We start from the raw sequence: 22,940 nt of genomic DNA on the forward strand, positions 1-22,940 counted from the left end.
GGTTGTGATCGCCATGGCTCGCAACACGACGAACCAGAGCGGAGCGGAGGGATCTAGCTGCGGTTTTCTGGTGGCGATGTACGAACGCTGCTCGATTGTTCGGAACGAACAGGGGGGCTATCTTGTGCATCACGATGCCTTCCCAGAGGGTCAATGGGCCGCCGCCAATCTTCCGGCTGCCCATGCTCTCTGTTCTTCCCTGGGTCGGCGGGCGGAGCCTGATGGGTGAGTGTCAGCACAGGCCGGCCTGGCGCAGAGTCATCGAACAGCTTGATCAGGCCATTGGACAGGCAATGCAATGGTGCAGAGATCTTCCGTTTTAAGGCCTGAAGGGGCTCTCAGAGGTCCGAGCGACATGCGCCAGGGCGTTCTGAAGACGCAGGCGATTGAACCGCTGCAACCAGATGCAGGGAAGGTTGAACGCGGTAGCGAACAGCAGATTGATCAGGACCCCCCAGGGCGGCATCCAGCCCAGCGTGGCCAGCCAGAAGGGCCACACGCTCAGGTGCACCAGTTCGGCACGGCGGGTTTCGGCGATCAGGCGCTCCAGCCGAAGCGGATCGCGGCTCACCAGGCTGGCCTTGCGAACCCCCCCCGGAAACGCGTTGCCCGCATCAGGCAGCCAGCCTTTCCAGTGCCGAATTCCCAGCCGCTTCTCGTACGTTCCAGCCATTTCCCCCCAGGGGCGGGGCCGGGTCAGAAGATTGTCTTGGCGCAGCAGCGACAGGGGCAGGCGGTGCCCGATCCACCCGATCACCACACTCCACCCCAGCCAGCCGAGGGCACAGGCCAGGGCCGCCATCAGGGGGCGGGAAAGCTCTGGCCCGGTCATTCACGCGTATCCCAAGTCCAGCTTCAGGATCGCCAGGACGGCCAGCGTTCGGAAGCGGGTCCACCCCTTGGCGCAGCGCATCGAGAGGAACTCAGTTCGAGGCAGTGGCGCCGCCACCAGCGCTGCCTGCATCAGTCGTAGCAACCACTACAGGTAGCGCACTGGATGTTTCCTGGCACCGGGGCTAGCGTGTTCTGAGTCGTGCGTCGCACCCATGACCCAGCTCCACGACCTGCGCCTGCGCCTTCTCGTACAGCAGGAAAGCGAAAGGATCGCCGCTTCCCAACCCGACGAGCTGGATCTCTCGATCGTGCAGGCTCGCTGCCTCTGCTGGCTGGCGTTACTGGCCGAGGCCCATGAAGACCAGGCCACTGATGCCGAGCGCCGCGGTGATGTGGAGCAGGCGATGGGTTGGTTCGCTGATTCAATGCGGCTGCGCGACGTGATCCACGTGGTGTCGTCGATCGAGATTCCGCTGCCCGGTATGGCCGATCTCGAGATCGACGACGGCCCCCTGGGGGACTGGGGTGCTGGGGAACTGCCCTCGGCCTGAGCCTGCTTCCAGGCTGGACTCGTCCGCTTTGGCGGTGCAGTGCCATGATGGGCGTTGATGAGACCTGGGGAGTGCGGTGCCGGACGAGCCCTGCCAATGCCCTGATTGCCAGCGTTTCTATCGGGAACACGACCGATTGATCCGCGAGAATCCAACCCTGCGCCAGCAGCAGGAGCTGAACTGGGCGGCCCTGCAGTCGTTCCGCACCCTGGCGGGCCGGGTGCTCGAAGACCTTCAGAAGCAATACGGCGATCTGGAGCCCCCTGTGGCCCCGGCCGTTGAGGCTGGTGGTGGCACAGCACCAGTGGCCGAAAACGAAGCCATCCAGCAGGCCATGGCTGATCTGGAGAACATCAATGCCCATCTGTTCTCGATTGAGGCCCTCATGGAGCGCATCTTTGATGTGCGCGTACCTGAGGAGGTGGAGCGCAAGTTCCGCGAACTGGCCGGTGAGCTGGCTCCAGACCCGCTCAATGCCGATCGGCTGCGGCTGAATCGTTTGCTTCATCAGACCCCCGACCTGCCCGACCACCGGGGCTGAGCGACAGGATTCTGCTTGGCTCCAGGCGTTCAGTCCAGTTCACAGCTGATTCTGACTGGAAAAGGCTGCGCTTTCCAGATCTTTTCGGCATATTCATCAACAGAGCGATCCGAAGAGAAATAGCCGCTACGGGCCACATTGAGCAGGGCCATGCGGTTCCAGCCGCCTGGATCGGACCAAGCCTGGCTCACCGCAGCCTGGGCCTTGAGGTAAGCGTCAAAGTCGGCGAGCACGAAGAAAGGATCGCGACCGGTGAGATTCTGCAGCAAGGGGCGGAACAGGTCGGTGTCACCGCTGCTGAAGTGCCCCTGCTCCACGAGACGCAGAACTTCAGGCAGTTCGGCAATGTCGTTCACCAGCTCCCAGGGGCGGTAGCCACGTTCATGAAGATCGGCCAGGTCCTCGGTGGTCTTGCCGAAAAGGAAGAAGTTTGCAGCCCCAACACGCTCGCGAATTTCCACATTGGCGCCATCCAAGGTGCCGATCGTCAGGGCACCATTCATGGCGAATTTCATATTGCCAGTACCAGAAGCTTCCTTGCCAGCGGTGGAGATCTGCTCGGAAAGATCAGCGGCTGGATAGACCTTTTCGCCAAGCTTAACATTGTAATTGGGCAGGAAGATCACCCGCAGACGTCCCTGCATGTCGGGATCGGCATTCACAGTCTCAGCAATGGCGCTGAGGAAGCGGATGATCAGCTTCGCCATGTAGTAGCCCGGCGCCGCCTTGCCACCGAAGATGACAGTGCGCGGAGCCTCGCCCCCAGCGGTGCCGTTCTTGATGCGCAGATACAGAGCAATCACCTGCAGAGCATTGAGATGCTGGCGCTTGTACTCATGAATTCGCTTCACCTGCACGTCGAACATAGAGGCTGGATCCACCAGCACTCCTGTGTGGCGGTGAATATAATTAGCCAGGTGATGTTTCACCGCCAGCTTGGTTGCACCCCAGCGCTCCAGGAAGCCGGCGTCGCCCGAAAAGGCCTCGAGCTCCTGAATACGGCTGAAGTCACGGATCCAGCCTTCGCCAATCGCCTCGGTGATCAGACCCGAGAGCAGGGGATTGGAGAGCGCCACCCAGCGTCGTGGGGTGACGCCATTGGTGACATTGGTGAACTTCTCGGGCCAGAGGGCAGCGAAATCCGGGAACAGCTGGGTCTTCACCAGACTGCTGTGCAACTTTGCCACGCCATTGACGTGGTGGGAGGCCACCGTGGCGAGATGGGCCATGCGCACGGCCTTGGGACCATCCTCGTCGATGATCGAAACTCGGCGAAGGATTTCATTGTCGCCGGGATAGCGCAGGCGCACCTGCTGAATGAAGCGGCGGTTGATCTCGTAGATCAGTTGAAGGTGGCGGGGCAGAAGCGAACCAAACAGTTCAATGCCCCATTTCTCCAGGGCCTCCGGCAAGAGGGTGTGGTTGGTATAGGACAACGACTGGCTGGTGATGCGCCAGGCCTCTTCCCACTCGAGATGCTTCTCATCCAGCAGCAGGCGCATCAGCTCCGCCACGGCGATGGCGGGATGGGTGTCATTGAGCTGCACGGCCCAGTGGGAGGGAAACTCCTGGATAGGAATGGCGCGGACCTCAAGGGAGCGCAGCATGTCCTGCAGGGAGCAGCTAACAAAGAAGTGCTGCTGTTTCAAGCGAAGACGGCGGCCCTCGTCGGTGCCGTCGTTGGGATAGAGCACCTTGGAGAGATTCTCTGAACCGACCTTCTCCTCCACGGCCCCGTAATAGTCGCCGATGTTGAAAGCGTAGAAATCGAAGGTCTCAGTGGCTTCGGCGCGCCAGAGACGCAGGCGATCGCAGGTGTTGACGCGATAACCCAGAACGGGAACATCGTGGGGGACGCCGATCGCGGTTTCCTCGGGCACCCAGCGGACCCGGAGGCAGCCGTTGGTGTCGCGGTAGTTCTCGGTGTGGCCACCGAAACCGACGAAGCAGGCCTGATCGGGATGGGGAATCTCCCAGGGCCAGCCGCCCTTGAGCCATTTGTCGGTGATTTCGACCTGCCAGCCATCTCGGATGAGCTGGTCGAAGATGCCGAATTCGTAGCGAATGCCGTAGCCGGTGGCGGGAATCTCCAGGGAGGCGAGCGATTCGAGGAAGCAGGCCGCCAGGCGGCCGAGGCCACCGTTGCCGAGGCCTGGCTCCTCCTCCACCTCCAGGATGTCTTCGAAGTCGTTGATGCCGAAGCGACGCAGGGCCTCGGCGGCTTCCTCCCGGATGCCGAGCATCAGCAGGTTGTTGCCGAGCTGGGGGCCCACCAGGAACTCGGCGGAGAGATAGGCCACCACCCGGGCGGGACTGGCGACGATCGCCTCGATGCCGGCCAGGTAGCGGGTCATCAGCCGGTCGCGCACCGCGTAGCTCAGGGCCATGTAGAGGTCATGGCGGCTGGCCGAGGGGGCGAGCTTGCCGAGCGTGTAGAAGAGGTGCTCGGTCATGCCGTCGAACACGTCGTCAGCGGTGAGGCCGCTGCGATCGGGATCGGCGTAACAGCCCGGGGTCGGCAGGCGCAGAGTGAGGGGCTGGTGCTCGGTCATGGGGGGCTGCCGGGGAAGGACGACCGGGTGGCGGGCATGGCCGAGGTCCACAGGACCTGACACAGGTCAACCGGTTCGACGGTAGCGATGACTGCCATAGCCAGCCCTGATGGTCCGGTAGAGATCCGCAAACCCACATCCCTCGGTATTCGACTTAACGTCGCGCCACTTCAGTCCTTCCATGCCTTTCCCACCGCTGCTGATCGAGATCGGCAACCACCAGATGGAGGTGGCGGAAACCTTGATCGCCGTCGGCCGTTTCCTGGTGATCTTTGTGGCCGCCAGAGCCCTGGCCGAGCTGATGGTGCGGCTGCAATTGCCCACGATTCTTGGCGAGCTGGTTGCCGGTGTGCTGATCGGTGTGTCGGGTCTGCACCTGATCGTGCCTCCCGAAACCCACGCGCAGCTGGGAAATTTCGGCGTGAACCTGCTCAGCTCTCTGGCTGAGGTGAGCCCCGAGCAGGTGCGGGAGATCTACGCGGAGACCTTCCCCAATCTCGCGGCCGTCTCCCAGATCGGTCTCTATGCCCTGCTCTTCCTCACCGGCCTGGAAAGCGAGCTTGATGAACTCGTGGCTGTGGGGATGCAGGCCACCACGGTGGCTGTGACCGGCGTTGTGTTGCCTTTCGCCCTCGGCACTGCTGGCCTGCTCTACTTCTTCCATGTCCCGTTGATCCCGGCGGTCTTCGCCGGCGCGGCCATGACCGCCACCAGCATCGGCATCACCGCCAGTGTGTTCGGCGAACTCAAGTACCTCAAGACCCGCGAGGGGCAGACGGTGATCGGCGCCGCCGTCCTGGACGACATCCTCGGCATCGTCATCCTGGCGGTGGTGGTGGCCGTGGCCGGTGGCGGCACCCTCTCGATCGGCCCGATCCTCAAGCTTGTGGTGGCCGCTGGTGTGTTCGTGGCAGCGGCCCTGTTCCTCAGCCGCACCGCTGCTCCGCTGTTCGACTGGGTGCTGGATCAGCTCAAGGCCCCTGGAGAAGTGGTGGTGGCCTCCTTTGTGGTGCTCTCCCTCTCGTGCTTCGCGGCCCAGGCGATCGGCCTGGAAGCAGCTCTTGGAGCGTTCGCGGCCGGCCTGATCCTGAGCAGCTCCAAGCACACCCATGCCATCCAGGAAACGGTGAAGCCGCTGGTGGCCCTGTTCGCCACCATCTTCTTTGTGCTGATCGGCACGGGCATGGATCTTTCTGTGCTCAACCCGATGAATCCTGACAATCGCGAGGGCCTGATCGTGGCAGCTTTCCTGCTCACGGTGGCGATCATTGGCAAGTTGGCCTCCGGCTGGAGCTACTTCAGCAAGGAGAAGACCAATCGCCTGGTGGTGGGCATCGGCATGATGCCCCGTGGAGAGGTCGGTCTGATCTTCCTGGGGCTCGGTACTCAGGCCGGTTTGCTCACTCCCGCCCTCGATGCAGCCATCCTGTTGATGGTGATCGGCACCACCTTCCTGGCTCCGATCCTGCTGCGCTTTGTGCTCGCCGGCAAACCAGAACCGGCTGAGCAGCCAGCCTGAATCCCAAGCGAGCAGAAGCTCGGTCCTGGTCCCATGGTTGAGAAGCAGCCGGTCGTGCGGAACTGGGGCCTCAGTTGGGGCGGCTTGCTCGATAACCGCCGCGGTGAGTGGTGGCTGGTGGCTCAGCTGATCCTGATAGCCGCCCATGCTCTGCCGGCCTGGCCCCCGCTGGCACGTTTCGGATGGGTCTGGCCCTGGCCTGTGGAACTGCTGGGCTGGGCCCTGTTCGTGCTGGGCCTGGCCCTGGCGGCCCAGGCCTTCTGGTGGCTGGGATCCAGCCTCAGCCCCCTGCCTGATCCCATCCCCGGCGCCGCCCTGATGATCAGCGGCGCCTACGCCCGCTGCCGCCATCCGATGTATCAGGCCGTGTTGCTCTGTTCCCTCGGCGTGACCGTGGCCCTGGGCAGCCTGTTACATCTGGCCCTGCTGCTTGGTCTCGTCGCCGTGCTGGGCGGCAAGGCCCGCCGAGAGGAGCGTCAGCTTCTCGGCATCCATCCGGATTACGCCGCTTACCGCGCCTCGACCGCAGCGATCGTGCCGCATCTGGCCTGGCTGGACTGGCGCTGATCCCGGCCTTCGCCCTCAGCTCAGGATCTGGGTTCATCGCGACGGCTGGCCAGGGTCCAGAACAGGCCGGCGAGCACGCCCATCAGACCGAGGCTCGTGGCCCAGCTGGGTCCCAGTGCCCAGCCCAGCCCCAGTTCCGTGAGCAGGCCCACCGCCAGGGCCAGGAGCAGGCTGCTGAGGGCGAGCAGAACCTGTTGCGCCATCTCGCCCAGGGGACCCTCAGCCAGGGCCTGCTCCAACCGGGCCAGGGGCCGGCTGAGCGGAAGATAGAGGGCCAGGGCCCAGAGGGCGATGCCGGGCAGCAGGCCACCCCAGTCGAGTCCTGGGCTGAACACCGCGGCGGCGAGGGGGATCGGCGCAAGGAAGGAGTGCAACGGGCAGGCAATCCGGGGAGAGACAGGCAGAGCGTGAGCCCATCGGTGCTGCCTAGCATCGACCACCCAACGCCTTGCCGTGGTGTTCTCTCCGGCCGAACCCATGCGGTCCTGCCCGCCGCCCTGGTCATTCCGCGGCCATGCGATCCACTGCCTGCGCCGCTCTCCAGACAGGCCGCTGGGGCCGGCGATCCTGCTGGTGCATGGCTTCGGGGCTTCCACCGATCACTGGCGTCACAACATCCCGGTGCTGGCGGAGCACCACGAGGTGCATGCCATCGATCTGCTGGGCTTCGGCCGCAGTGCCAAGCCGGCCGGGCCGGAGTATGGCGGCGCCCTCTGGTGCGACCAGCTCTGCGCCTACGTGCAGGAGCGCATCGGACGCCCCACCGTGCTGGTGGGCAACTCCCTGGGTGGCTTCGCGGCCCTGGCGGCTGGGGCGGCCCTGGGGGATCAGGCCGCTGGCGTGGTGCTCCTGAATGCGGCCGGCCCCTTCAGCGACGAGCAGGTTCCGCCCGCCGGCTGGGGGGCGATCGCCCGCCGCACCATCGGCGGCGCCCTGCTGCGCAGCCCGGTGCTGCAGCGCCTGCTGTTCGAGAATCTGCGTCGACCCTCCACGATCCGCCGCACCCTGCGGCAGGTGTATGTGGATCGCACCAACGTCGATGAGGAGCTGGTCGAAGCGATCCGGCGCCCGTCGCTCGATCCCGGTGCCTTCGGGGTGTTCCGCACCGTGTTCGACATCCCCCGCGGTCAGCCGCTGGACGAGCTGTTCGCCCAGCTGGAGGCACCGCTGCTGCTGCTCTGGGGGATCCGCGATCCCTGGATCAACGCCGCCGGTCGCCGCGCCGCCTTCCAGCGCCACGCGCCGGCGGCCACCAGTGAGGTGGTGCTGGAGGCCGGCCATTGCCCCCACGATGAGGTGCCCGATCAGGTGAACCGGGCCCTGCTCGCGTGGCTGGCCGCGCTGCCGGCGGCGCAGACTCCGCCTACGGTCGGGATGCCCGCGGATCCCCGGCCGGATGCTGCGCCCGTGCTCTGAGCCCTATCCCCACTGGCTCCTCACCGACCCGATCAGCGGCGATGCCCTGCGCCTGGTACCCGAACGGGGCGGCCTGCTGACCGGCTGGCTCTGCCATGGGCCCTGGGGCGGCCGCGAGATCCTCTACTTCGACGCGGAACGGTTCGCCGATCCCGCCCTGTCGGTGCGGGGAGGGATGCCGGTGCTGTTTCCCATCTGCGGCAATCTGGCCGGCAACGAACTGGTGCTGCCCCAGGGGCGCTATCCGCTCTCCCAGCATGGCTTTGCCCGCGATCTGCCCTGGGGCCTCGATCCTCTGCCGGATGGCTGCGGTGTTCGCCTCACCCTGGAGGATGGACCCAGCACCACCCGAGCCCACTATCCCTTCTCCTTCCGGCTGGCGTTGGAGCTGCGGTTGCAACCGGGAGCCCTGGCGATCGAGGCCACGGTCTCCCACACGGGTGGGCCCCTGGATCCGCCCATGCCCTTCGCCTTCGGGTTGCACCCCTACCTGGCGGTGCCGGTCCTTTCGCAGGCGAGCCTCACGGGCCTGCCGCCCTGTTGCCGCGACCAGGCGGCCGGCGCCGAGGCCAGCACCGAGGCCCTGCTCGACCGGCTGGCGGCCGGGGTGGATCTGTTGGCCCATCCCGCCGGGCCGGTGACGCTCCACCCCGGCGGCGGCGCGCCGGAGGTGCTGCTGGAGACCGAGCCGCCTTTCGATCTGGCGGTGGTGTGGAGCGATCCGCCGCGAGCGATGGTCTGCCTGGAGCCCTGGACGGCGGAGCGCGGTGCCCTGGAGCCCGGCCATCCGGCCTCCCAGCGGCGGCTGGAGCTGGAGCCCGGCACCTCCCAGACGCTGCGCTGCCGCTACGTGGTGCAGCCGCCGGCCCGTTCCTAAGTCAGGGGCCTCACCCCCGGCAGACGGCCGCGGGCCAGCAGCTGTCTGGGGTCGAACTGGCGCTTCACCGCTTCGATCAGGGGGCGGGAGGGGGCGTCTTCCCAGGCGGCCAGGCCGGCGCCGGTTGGTTGCAGCAGCACCGTGAGGTAGCCGCCCAGCTCCTTGCAGAGGCGGCGCAGCTCCTCGACCCGATAGGCGGGCAGGCACGCGTCTGGTGCGGCCCAGGCCAGGCCGAGTCCGCTGCCGGCGCCCAGCACCAGGGGCAGCTGCCGCAGGCAGGGGGCAGCCAGGAGCTGCTCGGCCTGTCCGGGCTTCACACCCAGCCGCAGCAGCCAGGCCGGTTCGGCGGTGGTCTGGCCCTGTCCGATCGCCTGCAGGGCCTCGAGCCGTTCGCCATCGAGGGGCTGGCAGTGCAGCGGGCCGGCCTGCAGGGCCTGCTCGCCCAGGCAGGCGATCTGTTCCTCCAGGGTCTGGGGGCTGACGCTGGCCAGGCTGAGCAGCAGCAGCGGTTGATCCGCCAGGCCGGCCTGGGCGGCCAGGGGGCCGCTCCACCAGTCGACCCGCTCGGGGGTGAGGCTGGAGCGCAGCAGCCAGCGGCTCAGCCGCCCCAGGGCTGCCAGATCACCCTGGATCCAGAGCCCGCGGCGCTGGGGCGGCAGGGGCAGGGTGCGCAGGGTGAGTTCGGTGATCAGGCCGAGGGAGCCCCAGCTGCCGCAGAACAACCGCATCAGGTCGTAGCCGGCCACGTTCTTCACGACCTTGCCGCCGGCCCTGGCTGCTACCCCATCGGCCCGTAGCAGGCCGATGCCGATCAATTGGTCGCGGATGCCGAGGTAGCGGTGGCGGAAGCCACCAGCCAGGCCGCGGGCCACCAGGCCCCCGATCGAGCCGGACGAGCCTCGGCCCCAGGGGAAGTCGACGGCCAGCCACTGCCGGTGGTGGTTGAGTGCCTCCTGCACCTCCACCAGTGGTGTGCCGGCCTGCACGGTGATGGTGAAATCGCCGGGGTTGTGCTCCAGCACCCGGTTCAGCCGCCGGCAGCTCAGCACCGTGCTGCCCGGCTCCACCGCTGGCCCCCAGGTCAGCCGGCTGGCCTGGCCCGCCGGCAGCCACGGCAAGGCCCGCTGATGCAGATCCCGCACCAGATCGGGCAGCTCGTGGGGCTCAGGACTGATCACGGCACGATGGTGCCATGGCGGACGCACCCCTGAAGATCGTTGTGCTCGACGACGATCCCACCGGATCCCAGACGGTGCACAGCTGCCCCCTGCTGCTGCGCTGGGACGCCGGGACCCTGCGGGCCGCGCTGGCCCATCCCGCGCCGCTGCTGTTTCTGCTGGCCAACACCCGCGCCCTTGATCCCGAGGCGGCGCGGCAGCGGGTGCGGCAGCTCTGCCGCTGCCTGCGGCCGCTGCTGGAGGAGGCGGTGGCTGCCGGCCGGATCGGTGCCTGGCTGATCGTGAGCCGCGGCGATTCCACCCTGCGCAGCCATTTCCCCCTGGAGGTGGAGGTGATCGCGGCGGAACTGGGTCCCTTCGATGCCACGGTTCTGGCACCCGCCTTCCTGCCGGGGGGACGCACCACGGTGGATGGGGTGCATCTCCTGCATGGGGAACCGGTGCACCGCACGGCCTTCGCCCGCGATGGCCTGTTCGGCTACGGCACCAGCGACCTGCCGGCCTGGGTGGAGGAGAAGAGCGCCGGGCGGATCCGCGCCGATCAGGTGGAGCGCATCGGCTGGCGGGAGCTGGAGGCGGCGGCAGGAGCTGAGGCAGCGGCGGGTTCTGCAGACGAAGGGCACGCAGAGGATGGTGCTGGACATGGAGGAGACCAGGCCCTGCTGCGGAAGCTGGCGGCGTTCCAGGGGAATCCGGTGGTGGTGGTGGATGCGGAGCGGCCGCAGCACCTGCTGGCCCTGGGAGCCGCGCTGCGGCAGCTCACGGCTCCAGCCGCCGCAGAGCGATGGGGCCGGCCGCGGCGGTTCCTGTTCCAGTCCGCCGCCAGCCTGCTGAATGGCCTGGCGGAGCTGCCGCCGCCGCCACTGGATGCCGGCGGCCTGGCGGCCCTGCGCCGCTGTGATCGCGCCGGCACGCCGCTGCCGGGGCTGGTGCTGGTGGGCTCCCACGTTCCCCTGGCCGATGCCCAGCTGGAGCGGTTGCTCGCCGATCCGGCCTGCGCCGGCGTGGAGGTGGAGGTGCGCCGCCTGGCCCGTGTGCTGGAGGGGCCGCTGCCGGCGCCGCTGCTGGCCTCGCTCGAGCAGGACTGGCGGCAGGCCTTGCGGCGGATCCTTACCAGCGGCCGCACGCCGGTGCTGTTCAGCAGCCGCGGGGAGCTGCTCTGCCGGAGTGCCACCGAGCGCCGCGCCTTCGGGCTGGCACTGGCGGCCCTGATGGCCCGGCTGGCAGCCAGCCTGGCGCCGGATCTCGGCTATCTGATCAGCAAGGGCGGTATCACCACCCACACCCTGCTGGCCGATGGACTGGATCTGGCGGCGGTGGATCTGCGCGGCCAGCTGCTGCCGGGGTTGTCACTGGTGCAGCCAGCGGGTGCCTGTGGTCCGCTGGCGGGCCTGCCGCTGCTCACCTTCCCGGGCAATCTCGGCGACGCAGACACCTTGCACCTCAGCTGGCTGTGGATGGAGGGGCGAGCCGCTCCCGCCCATGGGGCGCTTGGAAATCGATGGATGGACCCAGGGGCACCACGCCGGAGGGGTTGATCGTGGGGTGGCTCTGGTAGTAGTGCCGCTTGATGTGATCGAAGTCCACCGTGGCGGCGATGCCGGGCATCTGATACAGCTCGCGCACATAGGCGAAGAGGTGGGGATACTCGACCAGGCGGCGACGATTGCACTTGAAGTGCCCCACGTAGACCGGATCGAAGCGCACCAGGGTGGTGAACAGGCGCCAGTCGGCTTCGGTGCGTTGGGTTCCGAGCAGATAGCGGTGCTGGCTGAGGTGCTGCTCCAGCCAGTCGAGCGTGGCGAACAGGGGCTCGAATGCCTCCTCATAGGCGGCCTGGCTGGTGGCGAAGCCGCACTTGTAGACGCCGTTGTTCAGCGTGTCGTAGATCCGGGCATTGAGCCGGTCGATCGCGGGGCGCAGGGGCTCGGGGTAGTAGTCGCCCGGCCGGGCCCCGAGCTGGTCGAAGGCGGAGTTGAGCATCCGGATGATCTCGGACGACTCATTGCTGACGATCGTGCCCCGCTGCCGGTCCCACAGCAGCGGCACCGTGACGCGGCCGCTGCAGTGAGGATCGGCCTGGGTGTAGAGCTGATGCAGGAAGCGCGCCTGGCACACGGGGTCAGGGATGACGCCGGGGCCTGGATCGAAGGTCCAGCCGTGCTCGCCCATGAACCAGTGCACCACCGAGATCGGCAGCAGATCCTCAAGGCCCTTCAACGCCCGGACGATCAGGGTGCGGTGCGCCCAGGGGCAGGCCAGCGATACGTACAAGTGGTAGCGGCCTGCTTCGGCGGGGAAGCCGCCCTCACCGCTCGGGCCGGCGGAACCGTCCGGTGTGATCCAGTTGCGAAAACGGGCGCTGTCCCGCACGAAGCGACCGCCGCTGGCACTGGTGTCGTACCAGCGATCCTGCCAGGCCCCATCCACCAGAACGCCCACGTGTTTCTCCTCAGGTAGCGCTGGCGCGGAAGCTGCGCTCCAGCAGCTGCACCGGATGGACCACCGGCAGCGGGGCCGCCCCACCGGGTGTGTCGTCCAGGTGGCGGCGGATCTGGAGGCTGCAGCCGATGTTGGCGCTCACCACCAGATCGGCTCCGGTGCCGCGCAGGTCGTCGGCCTTGATCCGTCCGAGGGCGGCGGCCTCCTCCGGTTGCACCAGGTTGTAGATGCCGGCGCTGCCGCAGCACACCCCCGCCTCCACCGCCTCACGGATCTCCACATGGGGAATGGCACGCAGCAGGGCCCGGGGCTGCTCACGGATGCCCTGGCCATGGAGCATGTGACAGGCATCGTGATAGGCCAGTCGCAGGGGGCGATCGGCGCTGGCCCGGCTGCCATCGGCATGGTCCAGGGGCTGCAGGCCTTGCCGGAACGCGTCGCTCAGGCCCACCCGCTCCAGGAACTCCTGCAGGTCGGCCACACCGGCGGCGAAGGCGGAGCCACGGGCGGCCCAGGCCGGTTCGCTGGCCAGCAGCGCGTCGTAGTGCTTGAGGGTGTGGCCGCAGCCGGAGGCCGCCACCAGCACCGCATCGAGCGGCTCGGCTCCGGCGGGCCGCCCTGGGCCCACCACCGCCGCGAAGCTGTCGATCAGGGCCGTGGCGTGGCTGCGGGTCAACGCTTCTTCGCCCTGGTGGTGGGTCATGGCGCCGCAGCAGCCCTGGGCCGGGGGGATCACCACCTCGATGCCGTTGGCACGCAGCACCCGCACCGCCGCGGCATTCACCGCCGGATCAAAGAGGCGTTGCACACAGCCGAGCACCAGCCCCACCCGGTAGCGGCGCTGACCGATCGCCGGAACCACCAGCGGGAAGCCGTCCGCGAAGCTCTCGGCGGGCAGGGGCGGCAGCAGCCGCTCCATCGCCTCGATCTGGGGGCCGAGCAGGCGGAGCAGGCCACTGCGGCGCGCCAAGGCCTGCAGGGGGGTGCCGGCATAGGCCCGCAGGGGCGTGAGCAGGGCCCGCAACCGTTGGGGGTAGGGCAGCAGGGCGAACAGCAGGCGGCGGAAGCTGCGTTGGACCGGGGTGCGCAGCTCCGGAGCGTTGAGCTGGGGCCGGGTCGCCTCGATCAGCTCGTCGTAGCGCACGCCGGAGGGACAGGCGCTGACGCAGGCGAAGCAGCCGAGGCAGCTGTCGAAATGGCCCGCCACCGTGGCATCGAGCTCCAGCTCGCCGGCCGCGATCGCCTTGAGGGCGTGGATGCGACCCCGCGGCGAATCCATCTCCGTGCCCAGCACCCGGTAGCTGGCACAGGTGGGCAGGCAGAAGCCGCAGTGCACGCAGGGGTCGGTGGCGTTCATCCCCCGAAGTGCCGCACCACTGCTTCGGCGAAGCCCGAGCAGCTCACCGGCTCCACCCGCGGTTCCATCAGCCGGGCCAGGTCGTAGGTGACCTCCCCATTGGCGATCGCGGCACTGATCCCCGCGGTGATCAGGTCGGCGGCTTCCTGCCAGCCCATGTATTCGAGCATCATCACGCCGCTCAGGATCACCGAGCCGGGGTTGATCCGGTCGAGGCCGGCGTGCTTGGGCGCCGTGCCGTGGGTCGCCTCGAAGATGGCGGCGTTGTCGCCGATGTTGGCGCCCGGCGCCATGCCGAGGCCACCCACCACGGCGGCGGCGGCATCGGAGATGTAGTCGCCGTTGAGGTTGAGGGTGCAGAGCACCGAATACTCCTGGGGCCGCGTCTGGATCTGCTGGAAGATGCTGTCGGCGATGCGGTCGTCCACCAGCACCATGCTCTTCCATTTGCCGTAGCCGTGGCTCTCGCCGATCGCGTCGAGCACCTGCTTCACCTCAGCATCCACTGCTGCCTTCTTCTCCGGCGTGAGGCTGTCGTAGCCGGGTTCGATCAGGCGGGCGTTGTCCTGAATCGTGAGGCCGTGGTTACGGGCGAGGTTGTCGAGGATCCAGCTTTCCCGCTCGGTCACGCAGACGTCGCGGAACTCGGTGGTGGCCAGCTCGTAGCCCCAGTCGCGGAAGGCCCCCTCGGTGAACTTCATGATGTTGCCCTTGTGCACCAGGGTCACATGGCGCTTCGAGCCCTCCAGGCCCAAGGCGTGCTGGATCGCCTTGCGGACGTGCCGCTGGGTGCCGTCCTTGCTCACCGGCTTGATGCCGATGCCCGAGCCGGCAGGGATGCGGCGCTTGCCGAGCTTGCCATTGGCGGGAATCACCGTGTCATTGAGGTGCTCGATCAGCTCGATGCAGACTGGATCGGTGGCCTCCCACTCGATCCCCATGTAGATGTCTTCGGTGTTCTCCCGATAGACGATCACATCCAGGTCCTGGGGCCGCTTGTGGGGACTGGGGGTGCCGTTGTAGTAGCGGCAGGGACGAACGCAGCAGTAAAGATCGAAGATCTGGCGCAGGGCCACGTTGAGGGAGCGGATGCCGCCGCCGATCGGCGTTGTGAGGGGCCCCTTGATCGCCACGCCGTAGTCCTCGATCGCGGTGAGCGTGTCCTGGGGCAGGTACTGGTAGGTGCCGTAGAGGTCGCAGGCCTCGTCGCCGGCCAACACCTTGAACCACTCGATGCGACGCTCACCGCCGTAGGCCTTGGCCACCGCCGCATCCAGCACCCGCTGGGTGGCGGGCCAGATGTCGACGCCGGTGCCGTCGCCGCGGATGAAGGGAATGATCGGGTCGCTGGGCACCACCGGCTGACCGTTCTCGAAGCGGATGGCGGTGCCGCTGCTGGGGGCGGTGAGCTTCTCGTAGGTGGCCATGCGCGAGGGGGTGAAGGGACCGGGGTTGATGGGGATCAGCCCACCATGGCTGGCGCGACCGGCCGGGGCGCCGCAGCATGGACCGACCGGCTGAGCCTAGGTTTTGGCCATGATCTGGTTCTGCTCCCGGGGAACGGCATGAACGCCGCCGATCAGGCACGATCGCTGGAACTGGCTCAGGCGATCGCCTCGGTGGTCACCCTGGTGCGGGGCCATTTCCCCGCGGCCCGCGCCAACCTCACCCCCTGGCGGGACGATCCCCTCACCCGTGCCTTCAACGAGCGGGAATCGCTGGATCTCTCCTTCCATTTCCCCGGCTGGAGCCCTCGCACCCAATGCCGCTCGCTGCTGCTGCAGCTGCGGCTGGAGCGGGCGCCGGAGGCGGCGGTCGCCCGCAGCCGGCCGCGGTTGCTGGGGGTTCTGATCCGCGGCCTCACCTATGAATCGGAGCGCTGGCGACTGGCCACGCTGGGGGAGTGGCAACCCTCCGGCAGCCACCTGCCCAGTCCTGAGGTGGTCCAGACCCTGCAGCTGCTCTGCCGCGAACTGTTCGATCTGTTCGGTGCTGGCGCCCAGTCCCTCGGCAGCAGCGACTCCGATGCCGACGGCGGCCCCCCGGAAGCCGGTGACGATCGGCGAGCCGCCTGATCCCCGTTGGGTTTGGGGCTGCGGCGCAGGGCTGGGGCAGGCGCTGCCCACGTAATCCTTCGCAACCTTGTCGCCGCCGCTGGGAAGGCTGCGCCTAACTTGCTTGGACTGGCTATGCAGCTTTCCGGATTGATGTCTGTCGCGCTTGCTTCTCAGTTGCGTGAGGGAACCAAGAAGTCCCACACCATGGCCGAGAACACCGGTTTTGTGAGCTGCTTCCTCAAGGGGGTGGTGGACAAGATGAGCTATCGCCGGCTCGTCGCCAACCTCTACGTCCTCTACAGCGCCATGGAGGAGGAGATCGGCCGCCTCAAGGACCATCCGGTGGTGGGCCCGATCGCCTTCGACGCCCTCAACCGCAAGGCGGTGCTGGAGCAGGACATGGCCTTCTACTTCGGCTCCGACTGGCGCCAGCAGCTGCAGCCCACCCCCGGTGCCGTGGAGTACGTCAACCGGGTGCGTCAGGTGGCCCGTGAGACCCCCGAGCTGTTGGTGGGCCATCACTACACCCGCTACATCGGCGATCTCTCCGGTGGGCAGATCCTCAAGAACATCGCCCAGAAGGCGATGAACCTGGGCGAGCACGACGGCCTCCGCTTCTACGAGTTCGACGCCATCGACGACGAGAAGGCCTTCAAGGTCAACTACCGCGCCACCCTGGACCATCTGCCGATCGATCAGGCCATGGCCGATCGCATCGTCGAGGAGGCCAACCATGCGTTCCACCTCAACATGGTGATGTTCCAGGAACTGGAGGGCAACCTCATCGCCGCCATCGGCAAGGTGCTGTTCGGCTTCCTCACCCGTCGCCAACGCACCGGCAGCACTGAAGTGGTGGCGGCCTGAGGCCCGGCTGAGATCAGGCCCTGCCGTTGGACGGGGCCTGGATGCGACACACTCGCCCTTGCTGGAGCCCGTGCGCTTGCGTCCCCTGAGATTCCTGCTGCCCGGCACCACTGGCCGGTTCCGCTGTGGCGGCTTGCTTGTGGAGCTGCAGACCCTGCGCCTGCTGCAGGAGATCGTGCCGGCGGAGGTGGTGACCTACCGCAAGCGGGAGGAGGGCCTGGCCTTCCTCGATGATCTGCTGGCGTCGGAGGAGCCGCCCGGCGAGGCCCTCTGGATTGTGAGCTGGGGGTTTGAGGTGCCAAGCCAGTTGCGCCGCCTGCGCGGACGCCCAGTGGCCTATCACGCCCACAGCAGTGGCTATGGCTTCTCCCTGCCTCCCGCCGTGCCGGTGTTGGCGGTAAGCCGCAACACGCTCGGCTACTGGGGGGATGCGGCGCCCCGCCAGCCCCTGTTTCTGGTGCCGAACGCCCTCGAACGCGACTGGATGGAGCGCGGCCTCCGGCCGGGCGGCCCTGCCGCCGGCGGCGATGGGACCGGTTCTGACGGGAGCGATGGCGATGGGCTGGAGGGCCGCCGCCCGATTGATGTGCTGGTGCAGCAGCGCAAGAGCAGTGCCTACGTGCTCACGCAACTAGTGCCGGCCCTGCGGCGCCAGGGACTGCGGGTGGAGGTGCAGAGCGGCTGGGTGGACGATCTGGTGGATCTGTTCAACCGGGCCACGGTGGTGCTCTACGACTCGGCCGACTACTGGCGGGGGCGGGGGTTGACGGAGGGGTTCGGACTGCCGCCGCTCGAAGCTCTCGCCTGCGGCTGCGTTGTGTTCAGCAGCCTCAACCACGCCCTGGCCGACAGCCTTGATCCCGGGTCGATTGCCCATCAGATCGGCGCCGGCAGCCTGGCCGCAGATCTGGAGCGGATCACTGCCGCCGTCAGGGATCCCAGCGCCTGGCGCGCTGACCCGGATCGTCTCCAGCCCCTGCTGGAGGCCTGCAGCGAGCCGGAGCTGCGGCGGCGCTGGCGCCATGCCCTGGAGGAGATCAACCACCACTGGGACAGGCTCAGCGCCGGCGAGCCGCCGCTGCTGGCCCCACCCCGCTGGCAGCTGCGCTGGCGGCAGCGGGCGGATCGCTTGCGGCGCCTGCTTTCCCGCCAGCTTGGGTCGATCGGTTAAGTGGCTGGCCCGTTGCCTGGCGGCGTGGCAGGGGAGCCCCCATAAGCTGGGGGAGATCACAGGTGTTCTCCGTGCGGCTGCCGAAAAGCCAGACACTCGATCAGCTTCGGCAGCTCATTCTGACCCTCCCGAAATCACTCAGGCGGCAGTTCTATTGGCTGCTGCCCTTGGCAGTGCTGCCTGGTGTTCTTGATATCCTGTCAGTGGGCATTCTGGCCCAGCTGATGTCCTCGCTGTTGATGTCGAAGGCGAAGCGCCAGATCATTCCGATTCATATTCCCGGCTCAGATCGCTTTGAGTTTGTCCTCTTCCTGATCGGTGCCTTCATCCTGATCTCGTGGCTCCGCTCGCTGGCGCGCCTCTGGCTGGTGATTTCGCAGGAGCAGTACATCGAGCGCATGTGGCTCTATCTGACCGATCATCTCTATCGCGGCATTCTCTATCTTCCCTACGAGTTTCATCTTGCCCAGGACGACTCCAAGCTGGCGACGCAGCTGCTCACCAACGTCACCAAGGTGACACGCGGCATTCTGCGGCCTTGTCTGCCGTTGTTTTCGTCGTTCTTTTCGGTGGTGTTGCTCACTGGTGGCATTCTCTATGTGGGGCGCTGGTATGCGCTCGGTTTGTTCGCTGGTCTCACGCTCGCCTACGGCCTCTTTTCGGTGTTCATGACGCCCTATCTGCGCCATGCAGAGCGACAGAAGCTCTATCTGGCCTCGCAGATGAAGCAGACCTTCATCGACTCGATGACGATGATCCGCGAGATCCAGCTCTACGCCGCCGAGGATTTTTATGCCGATTCCTTCCGCGACAAGGCCCAAGAGGCCAAAAAGTTCGAGTTTCTTAATACGCTCCTGCCCTGGTTCCCCAAGCTCACGATCGAGCCGCTTGGCATCACGCTGATTTTCTCCTTTGCCATCTTTCCGGCGGTGCTCGGTGGCGGTTTCTCCGATGTGAAGCAGGTCATCCCCTTTCTCGCCACCCTGGCCCTGGCCTCGCTGCGCCTCACCCCAGCCCTGCAGGAAACCTTCGCGTCGATCACCAAGCTCCGCTCCGGTCTACCCAACATCTCCAGCCTGCTCAAGCTGATGCAGATTGCCGATGAAGGTAGTGAGATCCCCACGGCTGTTCTGGGGCCGGGAGGCACTCCCATGAGCCCGCAGGCCTTCATTCCGCGCCGCACGATCCGGCTGGATCGGATCACCTATGCCTATCCCACCACCAACCACTCCACGATCACCGATCTCAGCCTCACCATCCCGGTAGGTTCCCGTGTCGCCTTCGTGGGGTCCACCGGCAGCGGCAAGACCACCACGGGCCTGCTGTTGCTCGCACTGCTCACCCCCCAGAAAGGACAACTTCTGATTGATGGCACGCCCCTGGATTCGCAGGATCGCCGGGCCTGGCAGTCCTGCTGCTCCTATGTGCCCCAGATCGTGAGCTTCACCCGCGGCAGCGTTCTGGAAAACATCGCCTTCGGCGAAGACCCCGATCAGGTGGATCTGAACCTGGTCTGGGAGTCGCTGGAATCGGCCCAGCTCGCCGAGGTAGTGGCCGAACTTCCCTATGGCCTGTACACCCCGATCGGTCGCGATGGCCTGCGGCTCTCCGGTGGCCAGCGCCAGCGGCTTGCACTGGCGCGGGCCTTCTACCGGCGCACCGAGGTGTTGCTGCTCGATGAGGCGACCAGCGCCCTCGACAACAAGACGGAATCGGAGGTGATCGAGGCGCTCGAGATCATCGGCCGACGGTGCACCACGATCGTGATCGCCCACCGCCTCTCCACGATCGTTCGCTGCGACCGCATCTACGAATTCGAGGCGGGCCGGATCAAGGCAGCCGGCAATTTCGAGCAGCTGCGGGCTGCTTCCTCCAGCTTTGAGGAACTGGTGGCCACCCTGGAGCGCAGCCTCGCGGCCGCCTCGTGAGCCCCGGCCTCGACATCACCCTGCTGGCCACGGCCGACTGGGATCATCCCTTCTGGACCAACAAACAGCACGTGGCTGTGAGCCTGGCGGAGCTGGGTCATCGGGTGCTTTATGTGGATTCCCTCGGCCTGCGACCCCCCACCCTGGGGCAGCGGGATCGGGGCCGGTTGTGGCGCCGCCTGCGGTTGTCCTTCCCCAGGCCGCGGCCTGTGCGCCCTGGAATCTGGGTGATCTCGCCGCTGCAGTTGCCCCTGCCAGCAGGGCCGTGGGTGGACCGCCTCAATGGCCTCGTGCTGCGTACCACTCTGGCCCTGGCCCGGCTCCAGCTGGGCCTGCGCCGCGATCTGCTCTGGACCTACAACCCCCGCACGGCGGCCTTGCTGCCGGTGCACGCCTACCGGCGTTCGCTTTATCACTGTGTCGATGCCATCGATACGCAGCCGGGGATGGATGGGCCCCGAATCCGGCGCGACGAACAGCAGCTCTGCCACCAGGTGGATGGAGTCGTCACCACCACCCCGGTGTTGCAGGAACGCTGCCGGCCGCTGGCTCGGCGCTGCACCCTGCTGCCCAATGCGGTGGACGTGGAGCATTTCCGCCAGGCACTGGATCCCGCCTTGCCCCTGCCGGCCGATCTGGGGTGCATCCCGGCACCGCGGCTCCTGTTCGTGGGAGCGATCGCGACCTACAAGATGAACATGGAGCTGCTGGCTGCCGTGGCCCGTCGCCATCCGGACTGGTCGATCGTGCTGATCGGGGCGGTGGGTGAGGGGGATCCCGCCACGCTGATCACTGCCCTGGCGGATTGCCCCAACATCCACCGCCTCGGCCCACGGCCCTATGGGGCCTTGCCGGCCTATCTCAAGGGGGCGGCGGTGGGGTTGATTCCGGCGCGGATCAATGCCTATACCCGCGCCATGTTCCCGATGAAGTTCTTCGAGTACCTGGCCGCTGGCCTGCCGGTGGTGGCCACGCCACTGCCGGCGCTGGAGCCCTATGCCTCCGTGGTGGCCCTTGCCCCAGACGCCGAGAGCTTCGCCGCCGCCGTGGCGGAGGCTCTGGTGCCTGACCCTGCCGCCGCCGCCGAGCGCCTGCGACTTGCCGGTTCCGTCACCTACAGCGAGCGCAGTCGCCGCATGCTGGCGTTTCTGGAGAGCGAGCCTCAGGGGCACTGCTAGCCTCGACTGCTACCGATTTTCTGTTCATTCGTTCTGTTACTGACGCGTCGATGCCCCCGTTGAAGCTGATCTACATCACCAGCAATAGCCATAGCGGTTCCACCTTGCTGGATATGTTGATCGGCTCCCATTCTGCCTGCCTGACCCTGGGTGAAATCCATAAACTCACCGCTAAATCGGAAGGGGAATGTGCCTGCGGGGCATCCAGTTTTGCCACCTGCCTGTTCTGGCAGGACGTGTCCAGCCGGCTTGAGGCCTCCGGCTCACCGCCCCTGGCCGAGCTGCAGATCCACGCCACCGAACCGGCAGCGTTTCGGGACGCCAATCGCCGCCTGCTGACGGTGCTGCAGCAGAAGACAGGGTGCGCGGTGTTCGTCGATTCCTCCAAGAAACTCTCCCGCCTGAAGCTGTTGCTGCAGGACCCCGATCTGCAGGTGCTGCCGGTGCACATCGTGCGGCGGCCGGAAGGCGTGGTGTGCTCCAACATCGCCAAGGGACGCCCCTGGCGTGAAGAGCTGGAGACCTACCACCGCAATCTCTGGCCCCGCTACGACCTGCTCCGCCATCATCCCCATCTGCTCGTGTCCTACGAGAGCCTCTGTCGCCAGCCGGAACAGGTGCTGGGGCGGATCATGCAGGCGGCCGGACTCGCCTTTGAGCCCGACCAGCTGGACTGGACCCGGCACGAGCATCACAACGTCAACGGCAACAAGCGCACGCGCACCAGCCGCGCCTCCACGATCCGCCTCGACGAACGCTGGCGGCGTCAGCTCTCCCGCCGGCAGCGGCTGGCGATCCGGCTGGCGCAGGCGCGCTTCCGCCTGCGGTTGCTGCTGCGGTTCGGGCTCTGGCCGCGGCCCCTCTGAGATGGGTGTGAGGCCCACCGGCATGCGGCGCCTGGCCCCCTGGAGCTGGGCTTTGGCCCGGTTGCGGCTGGCTGTGGTGATCATCTGCGAGCGGCTGGATCAGCCGCGCCGGGGCCGGCGTTGGCTGGAGCGCTGGTGCCGCGCTCCCGGCGCTGCCCCCCTGTTGCTCGAAGCCCTGGCCTTGCGCTGTTGCGCCGATGGCGACGTCGCAGCGGCCCTGGAACTGTTCATCCGCCTCTGGTCCGACTGGGGCAGCAGCGAGCTGTTGTATCGCCTGTTGTTCCGCCGCCGCTTCCGCTCCGCCCACGCCCGCGACCATGCCCTGCTGCTGCAGAGGATCGCGGCGGCTGAGCCGCTGCCGGCCCACTTCCGTGCCTATGGCGCCATCGCCTGGGCCTACCGCACCCTGGAAGACCAGGATCCCGAGTCGATGGCGGCGGCAGTGGCGCCGATCGCCCGGCTGGCCGAAGAGCTGGAGGCGGATCCCGGAACGCCCAGCTGTGGGCGGGAGGATCGGGAGAACAGGGCCAAGCTGCTGATCTCCTGTTACACCGTGCTGGGGCGCCTGCACTTCTCCCTGGAGGATTTTCAGGCCTTCTCCGCTGTGGCGCGGCGTTCTGCCCAGTTGGCCGAGCAGCTTGATCTCGATCGGATCGACGCCGATGTGAGCTATCGCCTGCTCAGCAATCTGCTGCGTTGCCTCGGCTGCTCCTGGCTGGAGGCCTGGTCGCGCCAGGATGCTGCCGCCCTGGCTCAGGTGACGACCCGCATCGAGGCGGTGGTGCGGGAGGCCCAGTCGCCCCGGCACCAGGCCTCCCCTGCCCGCGAAGACCATGCCGGTTTCGCGCGCCAGGTGGCGGCTGCCCTGACAGGACTCAGCCTGGAGGACCGGCGGCTGGAGCCCCTCTATCCCCTGGTGGCGCTGCTGTTCAAGAAAAAGGTCGATGGCCACGGCTTTCGCACCCGGATCGCACCGGCGCTGCAGCGCTACCGCGATGCCGCCCTGCCCGGGTTGCCCACTTCATCCTGATGACGGTTGCGT

General features: G+C 67.1%; 21 protein-coding genes. 14 read left to right on the top strand and 7 right to left on the bottom strand.

Annotated elements, in window-relative coordinates:
• Nucleotides 1-319: 319 nt before the first annotated feature.
• The gene (locus tag H8F24_RS04605; protein WP_197158075.1) at nt 320-832 is read right to left on the bottom strand and encodes a hypothetical protein; all 513 of its coding nucleotides are present in this window, start codon (nt 830-832) and stop codon (nt 320-322) included.
• A 214-nt stretch (nt 833-1,046) separates the two neighbouring features.
• On the opposite strand from H8F24_RS04605, the gene H8F24_RS04610 reads away from it, so the two are divergent.
• Together H8F24_RS04610 and H8F24_RS04615 are read left to right on the top strand one after the other, a co-directional pair.
• The gene (locus H8F24_RS04610; protein ID WP_197158074.1) at nt 1,047-1,385 is read left to right on the top strand and encodes a hypothetical protein; all 339 of its coding nucleotides are present in this window, start codon (nt 1,047-1,049) and stop codon (nt 1,383-1,385) included.
• A gap of 76 nt (nt 1,386-1,461) precedes the next feature.
• Nucleotides 1,462-1,926, top strand: a complete 465-nt coding sequence (locus H8F24_RS04615; protein WP_197158072.1) for a hypothetical protein — start codon at nt 1,462-1,464, stop codon at nt 1,924-1,926.
• A 29-nt stretch (nt 1,927-1,955) separates the two neighbouring features.
• Here H8F24_RS04615 and H8F24_RS04620 read toward each other — a convergent pair whose 3' ends face one another.
• Nucleotides 1,956-4,478, bottom strand: coding sequence for a glycogen/starch/alpha-glucan phosphorylase (locus H8F24_RS04620; protein ID WP_197171165.1), 2,523 nt, complete (start codon nt 4,476-4,478; stop codon nt 1,956-1,958).
• Between the two features lie 181 nt (nt 4,479-4,659).
• On the opposite strand from H8F24_RS04620, the gene H8F24_RS04625 reads away from it, so the two are divergent.
• Nucleotides 4,660-5,997, top strand: coding sequence for a cation:proton antiporter (locus tag H8F24_RS04625; protein ID WP_197171167.1), 1,338 nt, complete (start codon nt 4,660-4,662; stop codon nt 5,995-5,997).
• A gap of 33 nt (nt 5,998-6,030) precedes the next feature.
• The gene (locus H8F24_RS04630; protein WP_197171169.1) at nt 6,031-6,564 is read left to right on the top strand and encodes an isoprenylcysteine carboxylmethyltransferase family protein; all 534 of its coding nucleotides are present in this window, start codon (nt 6,031-6,033) and stop codon (nt 6,562-6,564) included.
• Nucleotides 6,565-6,584: 20 nt separating this feature from the next.
• Here H8F24_RS04630 and H8F24_RS04635 read toward each other — a convergent pair whose 3' ends face one another.
• A complete protein-coding gene (locus H8F24_RS04635) occupies nt 6,585-6,938 on the bottom strand; it encodes a hypothetical protein (RefSeq protein WP_370594797.1) in 354 nt (117 codons plus the stop codon).
• 103 nt (nt 6,939-7,041) lie between these two features.
• Here H8F24_RS04635 and H8F24_RS04640 point away from each other — a divergent pair, with 103 nt between their 5' ends.
• Nucleotides 7,042-7,980: an alpha/beta fold hydrolase gene (locus H8F24_RS04640; RefSeq protein ID WP_197172004.1), complete on the top strand. Its 939-nt coding sequence runs from the start codon at nt 7,042-7,044 to the stop codon at nt 7,978-7,980.
• Complete coding sequence (locus H8F24_RS04645) at nt 7,961-8,857, top strand: galactose mutarotase (protein WP_197171171.1); 897 nt, start codon at nt 7,961-7,963, stop codon at nt 8,855-8,857. The genes H8F24_RS04640 and H8F24_RS04645 overlap by 20 nt, the downstream gene beginning before the upstream one ends.
• Here H8F24_RS04645 and H8F24_RS04650 read toward each other — a convergent pair.
• Nucleotides 8,854-10,035, bottom strand: coding sequence for an FAD-binding oxidoreductase (locus H8F24_RS04650; protein WP_197172006.1), 1,182 nt, complete (start codon nt 10,033-10,035; stop codon nt 8,854-8,856). The genes H8F24_RS04645 and H8F24_RS04650 overlap by 4 nt on opposite strands.
• Nucleotides 10,036-10,049: 14 nt before the next feature.
• Here H8F24_RS04650 and H8F24_RS04655 point away from each other — a divergent pair, with 14 nt between their 5' ends.
• On the top strand, nt 10,050-11,573 hold the full coding sequence (locus H8F24_RS04655; protein ID WP_197171173.1) for a four-carbon acid sugar kinase family protein: 1,524 nt from the start codon (nt 10,050-10,052) through the stop codon (nt 11,571-11,573).
• Here H8F24_RS04655 and H8F24_RS04660 read toward each other — a convergent pair.
• From H8F24_RS04660 to H8F24_RS04670, 3 genes are read right to left on the bottom strand one after another with little or no spacing between them, the layout of a single operon-like run.
• Nucleotides 11,479-12,477 (bottom strand): glutathione S-transferase family protein, encoded by a 999-nt coding sequence (locus H8F24_RS04660; protein ID WP_197158060.1) that lies wholly within the window; start codon nt 12,475-12,477, stop codon nt 11,479-11,481. The genes H8F24_RS04655 and H8F24_RS04660 overlap by 95 nt on opposite strands.
• 10 nt (nt 12,478-12,487) lie before the next feature.
• Nucleotides 12,488-13,834, bottom strand: coding sequence for a (Fe-S)-binding protein (locus H8F24_RS04665; protein ID WP_197171175.1), 1,347 nt, complete (start codon nt 13,832-13,834; stop codon nt 12,488-12,490).
• Nucleotides 13,831-15,261 carry an NADP-dependent isocitrate dehydrogenase gene (locus H8F24_RS04670; protein WP_197158056.1) on the bottom strand — a complete coding sequence of 477 codons (1,431 nt, stop codon included), beginning with the start codon at nt 15,259-15,261 and terminating at the stop codon, nt 13,831-13,833. Before H8F24_RS04670 ends, H8F24_RS04665 begins: the two co-directional genes overlap by 4 nt.
• Nucleotides 15,262-15,399: 138 nt before the next feature.
• On the opposite strand from H8F24_RS04670, the gene H8F24_RS04675 reads away from it, so the two are divergent.
• The 7 genes from H8F24_RS04675 (at nt 15,400) to H8F24_RS04705 (ending at nt 22,928) form a co-directional block, all read left to right on the top strand.
• Complete coding sequence (locus H8F24_RS04675; RefSeq protein ID WP_197158054.1) at nt 15,400-15,909, top strand: hypothetical protein; 510 nt, start codon at nt 15,400-15,402, stop codon at nt 15,907-15,909.
• Between the two features lie 132 nt (nt 15,910-16,041).
• Nucleotides 16,042-16,755: a heme oxygenase (biliverdin-producing) gene (locus H8F24_RS04680; protein ID WP_197158052.1), complete on the top strand. Its 714-nt coding sequence runs from the start codon at nt 16,042-16,044 to the stop codon at nt 16,753-16,755.
• 76 nt (nt 16,756-16,831) lie between these two features.
• Complete coding sequence (locus H8F24_RS04685) at nt 16,832-17,926, top strand: glycosyltransferase (protein WP_197158050.1); 1,095 nt, start codon at nt 16,832-16,834, stop codon at nt 17,924-17,926.
• A 71-nt stretch (nt 17,927-17,997) separates the two neighbouring features.
• Complete coding sequence (locus tag H8F24_RS04690; RefSeq protein ID WP_231598225.1) at nt 17,998-19,854, top strand: ABC transporter ATP-binding protein; 1,857 nt, start codon at nt 17,998-18,000, stop codon at nt 19,852-19,854.
• Nucleotides 19,851-21,032, top strand: coding sequence for a glycosyltransferase (locus tag H8F24_RS04695; RefSeq protein ID WP_197171177.1), 1,182 nt, complete (start codon nt 19,851-19,853; stop codon nt 21,030-21,032). Before H8F24_RS04690 ends, H8F24_RS04695 begins: the two co-directional genes overlap by 4 nt.
• A gap of 236 nt (nt 21,033-21,268) precedes the next feature.
• Nucleotides 21,269-21,898 (top strand): hypothetical protein, encoded by a 630-nt coding sequence (locus H8F24_RS04700; protein ID WP_197171179.1) that lies wholly within the window; start codon nt 21,269-21,271, stop codon nt 21,896-21,898.
• Between the two features lies 1 nt (nt 21,899).
• Nucleotides 21,900-22,928: a hypothetical protein gene (locus tag H8F24_RS04705; protein WP_197171180.1), complete on the top strand. Its 1,029-nt coding sequence runs from the start codon at nt 21,900-21,902 to the stop codon at nt 22,926-22,928.
• Nucleotides 22,929-22,940: the final 12 nt, after the last annotated feature.

Origin of the sequence: Synechococcus sp. CBW1002 (assembly GCF_015840915.1) — a bacterium.
Lineage (GTDB): Bacteria > Cyanobacteriota > Cyanobacteriia > PCC-6307 > Cyanobiaceae > CBW1002.